This window comes from Oscillatoria salina IIICB1, assembly GCF_020144665.1.
GTDB lineage: Bacteria > Cyanobacteriota > Cyanobacteriia > Cyanobacteriales > SIO1D9 > IIICB1.
In genome coordinates, this window is sequence record NZ_JAAHBQ010000023.1 from 12,765 (window position 1) to 28,923 (window position 16,159).

The 16,159-nt window shown below is 42.4% G+C and carries 13 protein-coding genes and 1 CRISPR repeat array; of the genes, 10 read left to right on the plus strand and 3 right to left on the minus strand.

Translation table 11 applies throughout. From position 1 onward, the window contains the following. The first annotated feature begins 40 nt into the window (after positions 1–40). The 4 genes from G3T18_RS08510 (at position 41) to G3T18_RS08525 (ending at position 6,694) form a co-directional block, all read left to right on the plus strand. Positions 41–1,393: a serine/threonine protein kinase gene (locus G3T18_RS08510; RefSeq protein ID WP_224410121.1), complete on the plus strand. Its 1,353-nt coding sequence runs from the start codon at positions 41–43 to the stop codon at positions 1,391–1,393. Positions 1,394–1,522: 129 nt separating this feature from the next. After that, the gene (locus G3T18_RS08515; RefSeq protein WP_224410122.1) at positions 1,523–3,103 is read left to right on the plus strand and encodes a type II CAAX endopeptidase family protein; all 1,581 of its coding nucleotides are present in this window, start codon (positions 1,523–1,525) and stop codon (positions 3,101–3,103) included. 315 nt (positions 3,104–3,418) lie between these two features. Continuing rightward, complete coding sequence (locus tag G3T18_RS08520) at positions 3,419–5,863, plus strand: heavy metal translocating P-type ATPase (RefSeq protein ID WP_224410123.1); 2,445 nt, start codon at positions 3,419–3,421, stop codon at positions 5,861–5,863. Between the two features lie 393 nt (positions 5,864–6,256). Next, positions 6,257–6,694, plus strand: coding sequence for an FHA domain-containing protein (locus tag G3T18_RS08525; protein ID WP_224410124.1), 438 nt, complete (start codon positions 6,257–6,259; stop codon positions 6,692–6,694). A gap of 21 nt (positions 6,695–6,715) precedes the next feature. Here G3T18_RS08525 and G3T18_RS08530 read toward each other — a convergent pair whose 3' ends face one another. Further along, positions 6,716–7,063, minus strand: a complete 348-nt coding sequence (locus tag G3T18_RS08530) for a hypothetical protein (protein WP_224410125.1) — start codon at positions 7,061–7,063, stop codon at positions 6,716–6,718. 264 nt (positions 7,064–7,327) lie between these two features. On the opposite strand from G3T18_RS08530, the gene tmk reads away from it, so the two are divergent. Then, a complete protein-coding gene (gene tmk / locus G3T18_RS08535; protein WP_224410212.1) occupies positions 7,328–7,990 on the plus strand; it encodes a dTMP kinase in 663 nt (220 codons plus the stop codon). A gap of 188 nt (positions 7,991–8,178) precedes the next feature. After that, entirely contained in the window at positions 8,179–9,123 is a 945-nt protein-coding gene (holB, locus tag G3T18_RS08540) for a DNA polymerase III subunit delta' (protein ID WP_224410126.1), read from the plus strand. 10 nt (positions 9,124–9,133) lie between these two features. Here the strand turns inward: holB and G3T18_RS08545 are convergent, their stop codons facing one another. Both G3T18_RS08545 and G3T18_RS08550 read right to left on the minus strand, forming a co-directional pair. Continuing rightward, positions 9,134–9,685 carry a Uma2 family endonuclease gene (locus G3T18_RS08545; RefSeq protein WP_224410127.1) on the minus strand — a complete coding sequence of 184 codons (552 nt, stop codon included), beginning with the start codon at positions 9,683–9,685 and terminating at the stop codon, positions 9,134–9,136. 669 nt (positions 9,686–10,354) lie between these two features. After that, positions 10,355–11,062: a CRISPR direct-repeat array (repeat unit 36 nt; unit sequence CTTTCCCTAACCTCTTCCCCGCAAGGGGATGGAAAC). A 606-nt stretch (positions 11,063–11,668) separates the two neighbouring features. After that, complete coding sequence (locus G3T18_RS08550; RefSeq protein WP_224410128.1) at positions 11,669–11,974, minus strand: YkvA family protein; 306 nt, start codon at positions 11,972–11,974, stop codon at positions 11,669–11,671. 229 nt (positions 11,975–12,203) lie between these two features. On the opposite strand from G3T18_RS08550, the gene G3T18_RS08555 reads away from it, so the two are divergent. The 4 genes from G3T18_RS08555 to G3T18_RS08570 all read left to right on the plus strand — a co-directional run bounded on the left by G3T18_RS08555 (position 12,204) and on the right by G3T18_RS08570 (position 16,154). After that, complete coding sequence (locus G3T18_RS08555) at positions 12,204–14,015, plus strand: aspartate kinase (protein WP_224410129.1); 1,812 nt, start codon at positions 12,204–12,206, stop codon at positions 14,013–14,015. A gap of 171 nt (positions 14,016–14,186) precedes the next feature. Next, positions 14,187–14,690, plus strand: a complete 504-nt coding sequence (locus G3T18_RS08560) for a DUF4112 domain-containing protein (protein ID WP_224410130.1) — start codon at positions 14,187–14,189, stop codon at positions 14,688–14,690. Between the two features lie 225 nt (positions 14,691–14,915). Further along, entirely contained in the window at positions 14,916–15,866 is a 951-nt protein-coding gene (locus tag G3T18_RS08565; RefSeq protein ID WP_224410131.1) for an alpha/beta fold hydrolase, read from the plus strand. 63 nt (positions 15,867–15,929) lie between these two features. Next, positions 15,930–16,154 (plus strand): type II toxin-antitoxin system Phd/YefM family antitoxin, encoded by a 225-nt coding sequence (locus tag G3T18_RS08570; RefSeq protein WP_224410132.1) that lies wholly within the window; start codon positions 15,930–15,932, stop codon positions 16,152–16,154. Positions 16,155–16,159: the final 5 nt, after the last annotated feature.

Below are 16,159 nucleotides of genomic sequence, written 5' to 3' on the forward strand. Positions count from 1 at the left end.
CGAGCCATGCTAGAAAAGATAAGATGCAAATAAAGCACTCATGTGGGGTACGACTGTGTTTGCATCAAACCAGATATTACAAACCAGATACCAGTTAGAAAAACAGTTAGGACATACGGCTGCTGGTCGTCAAACTTGGTTAGCATTGGATAATCAGTCTGGGGAACAAGTGACGCTGAAATTGCTGGCGTTTAGTCCCCAAATGCAGTGGGAAGAGTTAAAGTTGTTTGAGCGGGAAGCGCAAGTGTTACAAGCTTTAAGTCATCCTCGTATTCCTCGCTATCGAGATTATTTTTCTCTGGGTAAAGAAGCAGGTGCGGGTTTGTGTTGGTTTGGCTTGGTACAGGATTATATTCCTGGTGTTTCTGTGCAAGAATTATTAACGCAAGGTCAGCGCTTTACGGAAGCCCAGGTGCGTTCGGTGGCTGTGCAAGTGCTGGAAATTTTGATTTATTTACACGAATTGTCTCCGCCTGTACTGCATCGGGATATTAAGCCGAGTAATTTGATTTGGGGCGAAGATGAGAGCGTTTATTTGGTAGATTTTGGGGCAGTACAGGCTCAAGCTGCTGTGACTGGGGTTACTTTTACGGTGGTGGGAACGAGTGGTTATGCACCTTTGGAACAATTTTGGGGTCGAGCTGTGGCTGCGTCGGATTTGTATGCTTTGGGCGCAACTCTGATACACTTACTTACGGGTATTGCTCCGGCTGAGTTACCTCATCAAGATTCTCGGATTCAGTTTCGTCATTTAGTTAGTATTGACTCTAGTTTTCTCGTTTGGATTGAAAAGGTTACTGAGTCGGCTATTGAAAAACGTTATCCTACTGCTCGTCGAGCTTTAGAAATATTACAGTCAGGTTTGGTTGAACCTACTCATAATACTCGCAGAATTTCGGCGCTGAGAAAATTACATCGACCTGTTGGTACTTATATCAAATTAGAAAAGTCGCCTCAAAGTTTACAAATTGACATTCCGGCTGGTGGCTTCCGTAAATTAACGATTTATGGTGCGCTTGGGGCATTTTTTTTGCTGTACCTAGGTTCGAGTTTTTTCTTTTTATCGATTACTTTACTTTTAACTGCTCCCACTTTTGGCTTGCTGTTTACAATCATTTTGGTAGGTTTTTTTGCTAAATTTATGGGCGAACGAACTCGAATTTCTTTTCAGGGTTCTCGCTTTGGTTTGGAACGACAAACTTTGTGGTTTCGTTACGGACAACAGACGGGCTATATTGGCGAAATTTTTAATGTTTTAGTTTATAAGCAAGGAGAGGTTTATGAAGTAATGATTCGCTCGGCGGCTAAAAATTATCGACTTGGTGGTGCTTTAGGAGAACATGAAAGTGCTTGGTTGGCGCAAGAAATTCAAGATTGGCTGCGAGGTTCCTAAAATAGTTTTTAGTTGAATTTGTTGGTTAGAAAACTAATTTAGCTGAAATTAAGGTAAGATGTCAATGAAAAATGATTTAGGCTTTGACAAGCTAATTCTCAGGTTAGTTACAGTTTACTTTTGCCGTCTATGACCATTAAACGATTTATTTTAACGTTGCTGACCATTTTTGCTGTGGGTAAATTGCTCCTCGATTTGGTAGGTAGTTTTAGTCAACCACAAGTACAAAGTCGCTTGCAATTGTATCAGACTAATTTGATTTTACACGCGAGTGAATATCAAGTTGATAATAATCGCGAATCAGCTCAGGAGAATTTTGATTTTGCTCGTCAAGCTTTGATTGGGGAAAAAGCTTATTCCTCTGCACAAAAACAGTATGAAAAATCTCTAGAAGTTGCGGAAAAGTCTAGGGAAAATTTACGCCGTAAATTGGAACAACAACAACCAACAGGAATTAATGATTCTACCGTTGAAGTTCCACCTTTAGGGAAACCACCGGGAGAAAATAAGCAAAATCAACAGTTAGTAAATGCGATCGCGCAAGTGGATCGCTTTATTGATGAACTTCAGCTTAAGATTGGTATTATACAAGCAAGGCAGGATCGCACTGAAGAGGCGATCGCTACTTGGAATCAAATCATTGAGTCTTCTCCTGATAATCTGGCTGATGCGACTAATGCACAGATTGCAGAAATTGTCAAGGGTTTGTGGTCGGAAATTCCGGTAGTTATCCCTGGTGCGGAAGAGACAATTCAAGCAAATCTCGAAGGTTGGTTTCGCTACCGAGCTTTGCATCAATTGTACGAAATCCAAGGACAATCAGCGAAATTAGCAGCTTTAGAAAGTCAAGAAGAAACCGTTGCTCAAACAGCAATGGTTAAGTTAGCATTAATCGGAGGAATTCCGGCGATCGCTGGTTTTCTCGGTATTATTTTATTGGTTTCTCTCTTAGCACAAGTAGCCTTAAAAGGCAAAGAATCAATTCTCGCAACGCATAGCGGCGTACCCTGGAAAACACCTTGGAATTGGGAAATTACTTGGCAAGTTTTGATTGTCGGCTTTTTTACAATCGGGCAAATTATCCTGCCATTATTGTTAGGTTTATCTGGATTTAATCCGACAAATTTAGGTTTGCGAGCGAAAGCAATTTACGTGTTAATTAGTTACTTATTAATGGCTTTTGCCGGGTTACTGGTGCTGTTTCTTTCGATTAAAGAATTTTTACCCTTACCTAAAAGTTGGTTCCGGATTAAACCTACAGGTAACTGGATTTTCTGGGGAATAGGTGGATATTTAGTAGCCGTTCCTTTAGTAGTAATTGTCTCGCTCGTTAACCAACAAATTTGGCAGGGACAAGGCGGAAGTAACCCGATTTTACTTTTAGCTTTAGAAGCGAAAGATAGCGTAGTATTAGCAATCTTTTTTATCACCGCTAGTGTAGCAGCACCAGTATTTGAGGAAATAATGTTCCGAGGATTTTTATTACCTTCCTTAACTCGTTACGTGCCAGTTTGGGGAGCAATTCTGGGTAGCAGTTTAATATTTTCCATCGCTCATTTGAGTTTATCAGAAGTGCTACCGCTAACAATGTTAGGCATCGTCTTAGGATTTGTCTACACGCGATCGCGCAATCTTCTCGCACCAATGTTACTTCACAGTCTTTGGAATGGCGGGACTTTACTCAGTTTATTCGTTTTAGGGAGCGGTTAGGTCAGTTAACAGTTAGCAGTGAACAGTTATCAGTTAACAGTTAGCAGTGAACAGTTATCAGTTAGCAGTTAGCAGTGAACAGTTATCAGTTAACATTGACCAGTGATTAGGGAACAGTTAAAAGTTATCAGTTTATCCTCTAATTCCTACTTATCTCCCTTGTCTCCCCCCTCCTCCTTGTCTCCCCCCTCTCCCTTTTCTCCAATCATGACTGATAACTGATAACTGATAACTGGTCACTGATAACCCTAATCCCCAATATCCAAACAGAGCTACGATTAACAAGGAACCACCAGACAAACAACAAACAACTTTATGCAAGTTGCTGACAAACCTACTCAAACTACCGTCAAACCGAAATTAGAAACAGCCACCCTCGATGTTGGGGGAATGAAATGTGCTGGTTGTGTCAGTTCAGTAGAACGTCAACTGACCCAAAATGAGGGTGTAATCTCTGCCCAAGTTAATTTAATCACGGGAATCGCCGCGATCGCCTATGAACCAGGAAAAGTAGAACCGGCAAATCTGGCGGAAACTCTTACCAAACGCGGCTTTCCCTCTCAAGTACGCGGTACAGAATCTACTTCCTCTGAGGACGAAACACCGAATTGGGTAACGAAACAACAGCAAGAAAGACAGCATCAACTCCAACAGCTAATTATTGCGGGGATATTGCTATTTTTCTCGACTCTCGGACATTTGCAACATATCGGTGGTCCGGTGATTCCTGTAGTTGGGAATATCTGGGTTCACGCTGGTTTAGCAACTCTTGCTTTGTTGCTACCGGGACGAGAACTTCTCATTGATGGTTGGCGAAGTTTGCGTCACGGCAACCCGAACATGAATAGCCTGGTAGGGTTGGGAACGTTTAGCGCCTATGCTGCCTCTTGTGTCGCCTTGGCGTTCCCTCAACTGGGTTGGGAGTGTTTTTTTGATGAACCTGTGATGTTGTTGGGTTTTATCCTCTTAGGGCGTACTCTAGAAGGAAGGGCGAGAGGTCGCGCTTCGGCTGCGTTGGAGAAATTATTAAGCCTTCAGCCGCCAGTTGCTCGTTTAATTGGTAAAAATAATCTTCATGATGGAGAAGGAATTGAAATTCCCGTCGAACAAGTACGAGTTGGTGAGTTGGTGCGAGTATTACCGGGAGAAAAAATTCCTGTAGATGGCAAAATTGTCGCGGGAAAAACCTCTGTTGATGAGTCAATGTTAACTGGGGAACCAGTACCCGTAGCCAAAGAAACCGGAGATGAAGTAACCGCAGGAACAATCGTGCAATCCGGCGCGATCGCCATTGAAACGACTCGGATTGGCAAAAATACCACATTAGCCCAGATTATCAAACTCGTAGAAGCAGCGCAAACTCGGAAAGCACCAGTACAGCAATTCGCCGATACCGTCGCGGGATACTTTGCTTATGGGGTAATGGCGATCGCCAGTGTAACTTTCTTATTTTGGTATTTTATCGGCACGAAAATTTGGTCAGAGGTGTTAGTAACTCACGCACACCACATGGAAATGACCACCTCGCCGTTATTATTAAGCTTAAAATTAGCGATCGCCACTTTGGTTATCGCTTGTCCTTGCGCTCTCGGTTTAGCTACACCAACAGCTATTCTGGTAGGAACGGGTATCGGTGCAGAAAAAGGTATTTTAATTAAAGGTGGCGATATCCTCGAACAAGTTCACCACTTGGATACAGTAGTTTTTGACAAAACTGGTACGCTAACTGAAGGTCGTCCCACAGTTACCGACTGTATACCCTTAAACGAAATTAGCTCAGATCGGCTTTTACAACTCGCCGCAGCCACGGAAAAAGGAACAAATCATCCTTTAGCCGTAGCTATAGTGACAGAAGCAGAACAACGCGAATTAACCTTATTACCAGCAGAAGATTTTCATACCGAACCCGGATTAGGTGTAGCCGCAACAGTCGAAACTGAACGAGTATGGTTAGGAAATGCTGAATGGCTAAGAAAACAAGGAATTGATTTCAGCGACACAGTAAAAACTCAAGTAGCAACCCTAGCCGAAAGTGGCAAAACTGTAGTATATCTTGCAAGCGATCGAGAATTAGTTGGCATAATTGCGCTTAAAGACACCTTGCGTAGAGATGCCAAAGAAACCGTAGATCGCTTACAGAAAATGGGCTTAAACGTCATCTTGCTAACCGGAGACTCAGAAAAAGTTGCTAGAGCGATCGCTAAACAAGTCGGAATAGAACAAATCTTTGCAGAAGTTCATCCCGATCGCAAAGCAACAATTATTCAATCACTCCAAACTGGGGACTGGGGATTAGGAATTAGGGATTGGGAAGACAAGGGAGACAAGGGAGACAAAGAGGAGGGGGAGGATAAGCTGATAATTGATAACTGTTCACTGAAATCCCCAATCCCCAATCCCCAAACAATTGCAATGGTAGGAGACGGAATTAACGACGCACCCGCTTTAGCCCAAGCAGACGTAGGTATATCCCTCTATGGAGGAACCGAAGTCGCGATCGAAACCGCAGCCATAGTGCTAATGGAAACGCGGTTAATTGATGTCGTCGAATCAATCCGACTCGGCAATGCTACATTCAAAAAAATTCGTCAAAATCTATTTTGGGCATTAGGGTACAATATTTTGGCGATTCCCATTGCTGCGGGAGCATTACTGCCTAAATTTGGGTTGGTACTCAGTCCTGCTGCTGCTGGTGCTATGATGGCGTTTAGTTCAGTAATGGTAGTGACAAATTCACTACTTTTACGCCGTCGCTTTTAAGCTTGAGATTCAGGGGAAGTCAATCTTGTATGAGGGGTAGTTTTCTGGATTATTGCCAAGAAAGCAACCCAAATTATTGTTAATCTGAGCCAATTAATTAAGTGATTGTGGCACAATAATAGCAGGCATTGAATGCCAAAGTAAAACTCAATAGTAGTTAATGATTTTCGCTCGGGTTGTTAAGCAGTGCGAAAGCAAACAGACCAATAAAGTCAAAGGCGCGATCGCTACTTGCCAAATAAGCCCAAACCAAAATAGTCAATCCTAAATTGAGACTACTGTTGAAACTTGGCTTCAGACATAAATTAAAGCCAGCCTGCTCCTAGTTAAAAGACTAGGTTCTGAAAAAAATAATTCCCCCTTTATTTCTATTTACTGCACTCACGATCGCCAATGACTGCCAAACCTGCAAAACCGCATCAAGAACATCTATTAATTATCGAAGATGGTAAGGGAAGAAATGAAGTTATTTTAAAAGATCCTGCTTATTCCGTAGGTAGAGATCAAAAATGCGAAATTTGCCTGCGATCGCAGTTTGTCTCCCGTCGCCATGCCACATTATTTAGAAAGTTACGGGAAGATGGCAGCGCCTATTATCAAATAGTTGATGGCGATGCCAAAGGTAAACAAAGTGTTAATGGACTAATGATTAATGGTCGGAAAATGTCCGAACATGACCTCAAACATGGGGACGAAATTGTTTTCGGTCCCCAAGTGTTTGCGATCTACCAACTGCGGCAGCGTGACGCTTTCCCGACAACACCTCCAGACGATCCCTTTGACATTACTTTGATCGATCCGGCAATGATGATCGGCGATCCCGAAGATTAACACAACATCAGCGCTAGAACACTATCCAGCTACTATTTCCAAAAGTTGCCAGCGATCGTTATCGGCGATCGCTTGTTGAATCAAATCAAAGATTTGGCGACAGTGGTTGTCAAACTGAAGTGGCAATTCTTCATTTTTGACAACTACGTTCATGCGTACTTCACTAGCGGTTGCTGTTGTTCTATCAATCAAGATTTCCGCAGTTACCAACTTGGAAAAAGCGACCTGACCTGGACTCTCACGAGCCATTAAGTAATCGGCAGTTTTGTAAATAACATCAAAATTGCACGACTGTAACACTTCAATCAGCAACCCTTGAAGACGCTCCAGAGGAACTGCAACGGTAAATGTACAAGTATAGCGAGCCATATTCGACTGACCCCAAACGTCAGATAGCTAGACCCTCTTATAATATCGAACCTTGGTTGAGGGTCATGAAAGGGCTTTTTTTTTCAAGAGCAAACCTGATGTGGTTTTACCCTGTTTCTCGTTACTTTACCTTTTCTCCGGAATAATTGCGAGGGGGGAAGTCAGTTAGCAGTTACCAGTTATCAGTTATCACTGGTAAAAAACCCTTGGACAGTTTGTAGAATCAGTTATTGACTTGTGGTGAATTTGCTAAATTTAGAACTAATGGGCGGAAAATTGATTGTTTTTGAGGGTGTTGAGGGTGGTGGTAAGACTACCCAAATAGAATTAGCAAAAGCTTGGCTGTGTTCTCGCTTGGGGGAAAAAGTCCCGGTGGTGGTGACTCGCGAACCGGGGGGAACTGGTTTGGGTAAGAAAATTCGTCAATTGTTGCTGGAGGAAGAAGAAGAACGCATTGGCGATCGCGCTGAGTTATTATTGTATGCTGCCGATCGCGCCCAGCACGTTAGCGATTTTCTTCAGCCTTGGTTAGACAAAAATGCCCTGGTTTTGTGCGATCGCTACACCGATTCGACGATCGCTTATCAAGGTTATGGACGTGGTATTGACTTAAATTTAATTCGTCAACTCAACGAAATTGCCACGGGAGGCTTAAAAAGCGACCTGACCATCTGGTTTGATGTAGAAGTGGAAATCGGGCTGTCTAGGGCGAAAAAACGCGGCGCAAGTGACCGAATTGAACAAACAGAGATTGCTTTTCACCGTCGGGTCCAACAAGGTTTTGCTGAATTAGCCGCAACCAGCAAATCTCGTTTCGTCCGTGTTGATGCTAATTTGCCTGTAAACCAGGTACAACAGCAGATTCAGCTATTTTTGCAAGAATTTCTTTTTACTCATGGCTACAGCGAAATTTCCGCGATCTCGTGACCAAAAAATTGACCACCACCAGCCATTATTTCCCAATCACCAATTCCCCAATCACCAATCCCCAATCCCCAATCACCAATCCCCAATCACCAATCCCCAATTCCCCAATCACCAATCCCCAATCCCCAATCACCAATCCCTAATCCCCAATCCCCAATCACCAATCCCCAATCCCCAATCCCCTCACTATGGACTCATTTGCAAAACTAATCGGTCAACCTCAAGCCGTTGATTTACTTAATCAAGCAGTAGCCAAAAACCGCATTGCACCAGCTTATCTGTTTGCGGGTCCTAATGGCGTAGGGCGACGTTTAGCCGCGCAATGTTTCACGCAATTGTTATTTTGTCAAGGTTTACCCACAGAAAAACAACAAAAAATCCAGAAAAAGTTACAAGATGGCAATCATCCCGATTTATATTGGGTAGAACCGACTTATCTGCATCAAGGTAAACTTTTAACAGCCAAAGAAGCTGCAGAAGCAGGATTAAATCGCAAAGCCCCACCTCAAATTCGCATCGAACAAATTCGCGAAATTACTAGATTTCTCAGTCGTCCGCCTTTGGAAACTTCTCGCGCAGTGGTAGTCTTGTCAGCAGCCGAAACAATGGCAGAAGGTGCAGCCAATGCCTTGTTAAAAACATTAGAAGAACCAGGACGTGCGACAATTATTTTAATTGCGCCCTCGGCTGAAAGTTTGCTGGCGACTTTAGTTTCTCGTTGTCAGCGTATTCCCTTTACTTCTCTTTCCCAAACAGATTTGATTCAGGTATTGCAAAATTTGGGACATGAAGAGATTTTAGCCGATGAAGCAGTTTTGGCGATCGCCCAAGGTAGTCCCGGTGAAGCCATTCTCGCTTGGGAACAATTAAAACAAATTCCACCAGAATTATTAACTAAACTCAAACAACTACCAAAAAAGCCCCTCGATGCTTTTATTTTCGCCCAAGAAATTAACAACGAATTAAACACTGAAACCCAACTTTGGCTAATTAATTATCTGCAATATTATTACTGGAACAAGTTTAGCCAACAACGCTATCTTGCTCAACTCGAACAAACTCGAAAATCCTTACTTTGTTATGCTCAACCGCGACTCGTTTGGGAATGCACATTTCTAGCAATGTGTCAATAATTTCTAGTAATTAAAATTGAGGCGGCCAAATTTGCGCGATCGCCAATTCCCAACCCGGAAAAAGTTCTGGTATCGTGAGAGTATCGGCATTAGTTAAGACAATTGGTTCCTCAGTAGAACGATAAACCGTCACAGTTTCTTCGTCAGGGTCGATAAGAATGCCCACTTGAGTCCCTAAACTTAAGAATAGCTGAATTTTTTCTTCTAGGGGCGGAACGCGATCGCTTTGTGACTTGATTTCCACCATCAAATCTGGCATCATTTGAGCAAAATAGCGAGGACTTTGTTTCAACCTTGCTGCGGAAATAAAAGAAACATCAGGCGCTTTCAATTCGCTATTCGACAAAATAAAGCCACCACTAGAGTCTAACACCCGACCGAGATTGCGGGGTGCAACCCAATTCATCAGCAACCAAATCAAACGGCTACCAATTTCGCTAGATTGAATATCAGAAGGACCCATAAGGATAATTTTGCCATCTTTCAGTTCCAATTGGTAGTCGAGATGGTTTTTTTGGAGAATTTCTTGTACTTGTTTGATATCTTGAACAGTTAATGTCATAAATTAACCAGTGAAAGACCGGACTATGGCTATTTTAACTTGAATTTCGCGAAGCAGAAGTGCTTTGTCATACTGAGTTGAATTTAGTCAAGCGAAGCCTCTGAGTCAAACAAGAATTTTGTAGTTAGTTGTGGAAGTGACTTGTCATGCTGAGTTGAATTTAGTCAAGCGAAGCCTCTGAGTCAAACAAGAATTTCGTAGTTAGTTGTGAAATTGACTTGTCATGCTGAGTTGAATTTAGTGAAACGAAGCATCTGAGTCAAACAAGAATTTTGTAGTTATTTGTGGAAGAGACTTGTCATCCTGAGTAGAACATAGTGAAGCGAAGCATCTAACTAGATTAAGAGTTAAACTCAGCATTAGTTAATCTTTAACTGAAGATTTCTCAACCTCAATAAATTAGTAATAAAAGTAAACAATTATTACTTGTACTTGACAAAATAACTACTGTTTTAATAGCATAAATCCATCTGGTGCGAAATCGAAATCGACGCACCTCCCACAGAACCTCGAAAACCGCATAACTTCGTTGACCTGCGTCGATGCTTTACCCAGTAAGGGTTTCAGGCGACAAAAGTTTCCTAATTTCAGTAAGTTGGGAGTGAAAATTCGGAGGTGCGTCGATTTGACCTCTGAAACCCTCTCACAGCAAGGGTTCTACAGCGAACTCTTTCCCTAACCTCTTCCCCGCAAGGGGATGGAAACGCGCCGGAGTTTCTTCTTCCTGCTTTCCTGTTTCCTTGTTCTTTCCCTAACCTCTTCCCCGCAAGGGGATGGAAACACTTAACTGCCTTGGAGATTAACTAGTCGTAGTCAACTTTCCCTAACCTCTTCCCCGCAAGGGGATGGAAACCAAAGTCCAATCATAATAGCCAACACTACCATCACCACGCTTTCCCTAACCTCTTCCCCGCAAGGGGATGGAAACTTCCTGGGTTACTGACAACCCAGCCAGCTAGTGGAGGCTTTCCCTAACCTCTTCCCCGCAAGGGGATGGAAACGGAAAGGATGAAGGTCGTAGCAAAATCCTGCGACAGGATACCTTTCCCTAACCTCTTCCCCGCAAGGGGATGGAAACGTACAGGGCAAACCCGTCGTTACCGTTTATGGTTACGCTTTCCCTAACCTCTTCCCCGCAAGGGGATGGAAACGGAAATGGAAATGACTAGTAAAAGACTAGTCAAAAAAAGACTTTCCCTAACCTCTTCCCCGCAAGGGGATGGAAACCATAAGAAGCGGCTCATGTTACTTGTTAGTAACCATTGAACCTTTCCCTAACCTCTTCCCCGCAAGGGGATGGAAACTTCTGAGAAAACCACTACTGAGGGCTAGCCTAATTGGCTTTCCCTAACCTCTTCCCCGCAAGGGGATGGAAACGATAAATTTACTAATAAATAGAAATAAGAAAATAAACAAAAATAGCGCCAAACTTTAGCAGTAAGAAAAATAACTTAGCGTTCTTCCTTTGCGCCTTTGCGCCTACTCGAAACGAGAAAGGCTAACGCCGAATGCGCGAGATATAATAACCAAAAACCCTTGATTTCGCGAACCAAGGGTTTAAATTATCAAACTAATTTAATTTTGACTACTCCCCTCCCTCCGCGTTGCTAAAGGGAGGGGATTCACAAGTAGTTCTCTTTCCTCTTGCAGGCACAGTCAAGTTGCCTCTAGACGCTCAATATGTTGAGATATAGCCGCATATATTGCGCTTACTTTTTTTAGTTTTATGCTTTCAAACATCCATCACTCAGCTAGTTTAGTACGCTCCTCGCTCTGAAGAAAGCTTGCAGTGGTTTAGTCATACTGCCGTTAGAGCCAATCTAACCGTTGTTTCTTACTTACCGGGTTTTCGACCTACTAGAGCGAAGAATCACGTAGATTTTCGTTTTACTCGCTATCAACTATTGTACTAACTTTCTAGTTTCTTTTCAATCAAAGTCGCCGTAGAACAGCGAGGCTTTAAACCCATTTTTTTTGGTAAAATTACTCAACAGGAATCGCATTCACATCAACAGTTTCCTTACCAGACTCTTCCGTAGCAGTAGCAGTCGTCCCCGAATTCACTTGACGAGACTTAGCAAATTCAATAACGATCTGAGACAACTCCGAAATCAGTAACGTTAACAAAGCAATATCATCCAATTGTCCCGCGATCGGGATAAAATCAGGAGCAAGATCGATCGGACTAACCAGATATGCGATCGTACCTAAAATAATCCACCAGCGATACTTCGGATTACGAAGCGTGTTGCGATACCAATTATAAATTTCTTGTACAGATAATTTCATTGCTGCGATTAGCCTCCCAGAGTTGTTACCTTGATCTTGACAAACTCTCCCCCAAGCTGGTAGTAGGGATTACACTGCAAATTTGTTAGGAAATACACATCGGCGCGCAAATTGTAAATAAAATATAACTTTAGGCAGTTTTGGCTCGCCGAAGTTTGTTAACTTAATAAGTTGGTAGCAAATGTCTCCCGGTGGAGCGAAAACTGCGAAAAAAAGGGTAGGATAGTAAATGGCGCTAATTGTCCAAAAATACGGCGGTACATCGGTAGGTTCAACGGCAAGAATAAAAGCTGTTGCTCAACGAATCAAGAAAACGTTGGCTGGTGAAAACCAGGTGGTGGTTGTAGTTTCCGCAATGGGTAAAACTACTGATGGTTTGGTAAAATTAGCTCAAGAAATTTCCTCTAATCCCAGTCGTCGGGAGATGGATATGCTACTCTCGACTGGAGAACAAGTTTCGATCGCGCTTTTGAGTATGGCTTTGCAAGAATCGGGACAAGCGGCGATTTCCCTGACAGGCGCTCAAGTTGGTATTGTAACTGAAGCTCATCACAGTCGTGCTCGTATTCTCAATATTAAGACAGAACGCATCGAACGCCATCTCAGTCAAGGTAAGGTGGTGGTTGTGGCTGGTTTCCAAGGAATTACTAATTTTGACGATTTCGAGATTACCACATTAGGACGCGGTGGTTCGGATACTTCGGCGGTAGCATTAGCCGCAGCTTTAAAAGCAGCACGTTGCGAAATTTACACTGATGTACCGGGTATTCTCACCACTGACCCTCGCATTGTACCAGAAGCGCGGCTGATGTCGGAAGTGACTTGTGATGAGATGCTGGAGTTAGCTTCTTTGGGTGCAAAAGTCTTGCATCCGCGTGCGGTGGAAATTGCGCGGAATTACGGTGTCCCGTTGCTGGTATTATCGAGTTGGAGCGAGGAACCGGGAACGCTGGTAATTTCACCTCTACCGCAACCACGGGCGATCGCGGGTTTGGAAATCGTCCGCGCGGTAGATGCGGTAGAATTCGATACCGACCAAGCAAAAGTAGCTTTGTTGCGCGTACCCGATCGCCCCGGGATCGCTGCCCGTTTGTTTGGCGAAATTGCGTTACAAAATGTTGATGTAGACTTGATTATTCAGTCAATTCATGAAGGTAATAGTAACGATATCGCCTTTACTGTGATTGAGAAAGTATTAAATAAAGCTGAAGCTGTGGCTGAAGCGATCGCGCCTGTGTTACGCTCTCATCCAGCGAAGACAGAAGAAGCGGAAGTGGCGATCGAAAGGAAAATTGCCAAAATCGCGATCGCGGGTGCGGGAATGATCGGTCGTCCCGGAATTGCTGCTAAAATGTTCGCAACCCTGGCAGAAGCAGGTGTAAACATCGAGATGATTTCCACCTCAGAAGTGAAAGTTAGTTGCGTCATCGATGCAGCAGATGGTAAAAAGGCGATCGCTGCCCTTTGTCAAGCTTTTGAAATCGATAGTTCCCCTGTCAAACAACCCTCAGCTTTACCTAATTCTCAACCTTTACCACCAGTGAGAGGAGTCGCCCTCGATCTTAACCAAGCCCGTTTAGCAATTCGCCACGTCCGGGATCTTCCTGGCATGGCAGCAAAAATCTTTTCTGTCTTAGCTGAAAATAATATCAGCGTAGACATGATTATTCAATCCCAACGCTGTCGAATTATTAACAACATTGCCAGTCGAGATATCGCCTTTACCGTCGCCCAAGCAGATGCTAAAATTGCCCAAACAGTCTTACAACAATTAGCAAAAGAAATTCACTGCGGCGAAGTACTTTTAGATACAGAAATTGCTAAAGTTAGTGTAGTTGGCGCCGGAATGATGGGGCAACCTGGAGTTGCTGCAAAAATGTTTGCTGCTTTGTCTGCAAAAGCAATTAATATTCAGATGATTACTACTTCGGAAATTAAGATTAGTTGTGTCGTCGCTGAAAGTGAGGGCGTTACTGCCTTACAAGTTATTCACGAAGCTTTTGAGTTAGCTGGAAAAGAAAAGATCGAAGTTCCTGCGTAGAACGCCAATCTGAGGACAAAACATCGATAAAATATAGCTAATACTACTACGAAAGGACGAAATCTAGATGCCTGACGATCTCATTCCCTTTTTAATTGGAGTTGGTTTCCTCGTAGTTTACTTGATTTTCTCAGCATTAACAGAAATGGGAACCAAACTACCTGGGAAAAAATGACCAACAACGAACCACCGTTAATTAACGAGAAACAGCAACAAAGATTAGCGCGAGTGCGATCGCTAAGTTATCTTTTAGATAATGCTATTGCTATTCCTGGAACACCTTATCGCATTGGTTTAGATCCTTTGTTGGGGCTATTTCCGGCTGCGGGAGATTATCTCGGTTCGGCAATTTCTGCTTATATTGTCCTCGAATCAGCCCGTTTAGGTGTACCCAGAAATATTTTACTTCAAATGGCAGGAAATATCATTTTTGAGACTTTAGTTGGTACTGTACCCATGCTAGGTGACTTGTTTGATGCTGCTTGGAAAGCTAACGCTAAAAATATCGCTTTATTAGAAGAATATCTCGGTTCCCCGCAAACTCAACAGAGAAGAAAAACAGATTGGTTGTTTCTCGGTTTACTTTTCGCTGTCTTATTATTGGTAGTAATTGGAACTACAGTATTAAGCTTATATCTTTTAAGTTTATTATTCTCGTTTCTCGGTTCTGCCTAGAAATGCCAAAAATAGAGTCTGTCTCAATATCTAAATTACCACAAAAACAACTTCTATCTCTCGTTTCCTGGCTCCGCCGGGAAATGCCAAAAAGAGGCTCTGCCTCGATATCTAAATTACCACAAAAACTCGTTTCCTGGCTCCGTCGGGAAATGCCTAAAAAGAGGTTCTGCCTCAATAATTAAAGTACCATAAAAATAACTAAATTACAATTAAAATTAACTTATGCAAGATTGGTGGCAAATAACCTTCCCAAAAGGACGACAAACTTTAGAAATAACTGACGCTAATGGAGACTTAATTAAAATTGCTTACGGCGAAAAAGGTACAGGAAAACCAATCATTTTAGTACATGGAATTGGTAGCTGGAGTTACGGTTGGCGTTATCTCGTCGAACCTTTAGCTAAAAACTTCCGCGTAATTTGTTTTGATGCGAAAGGATACGGCTTTTCTCATAAGTCAAATAAATTAGAAAAACCAGGACATCAAGTAACAGAATTACAGCAAATAATCGCCAAATTATGTAGCGAACCTGCGGTAGTTATTGGTCAATCTTTAGGTGGATTAATAGCTTTAGCATCCGCAGGAGAAAATCCCGATTTGTTTGCTCGTTTAGTAGTAATTAATCCGGCAATTTTTCCCGATGATTTACCCAGCGTCGCGATGCGAATTTTAGCAAATATTCCCTTAGAATTAATTCAAACTTTAGATCGCTGGCGGTTAATTCAACCTGTTGCACCTTTAGCTAGAGAAATAATCAAATTTGCGCGTCGGGAAGTAGTAGCAAATCCGGAGAAAATTACTGACGAAGAAATATATTGGATTAGCTATCCTTATCTTGAATTTGAAGGCGCGATCGCGAAATATGTAGAGGAGTTACAAATCAGTTTGCGCGAAATTAGTTATTTACAGCGCAAACAACCAAATCTACTAACTAAAGTACAAGATAATTTGCCGAATCTAACTATTCCTAGTTTAATTATTTGGGGTGACGGCGATCGCTGGTTTCCTGTTTCTCATGGAGAAAAATTACACAGTTTGCTGCCAAATTCTCGCTTAGAAATAATTCCTAATTGCGGACATGATGCTGCTGGAAGTTGTCCAGAATTAATTTACCAAGCAATTGTTTCTTTTCTCGCAGAAACAGACTTTGAAGATAATTTAAAAAGAAGGTGATTTGCTTTAAAAAAATGCTACGATCAAAAAAATCAAGGAGAATATTGAGTTGAAAGAAAAATCATGTATCAAATCGATCTAGCTCAAGCAGAACAACAGTTATCCGAATTAATAGAAGCAGCAACTAAGGGTGAAGAAGTTGTAATTACGAAAAATAATCAGCCTATTGCTAAATTGGTTCCAATAACAAAAACAAAGAAAAGCTATCCAGCTAAAGCAGGTAGTGCAAAAGGATTGGTATGGATAGCTGATAATTTTGATGAACCTATCGAAAAATTAAAGGTGTGAAAGCA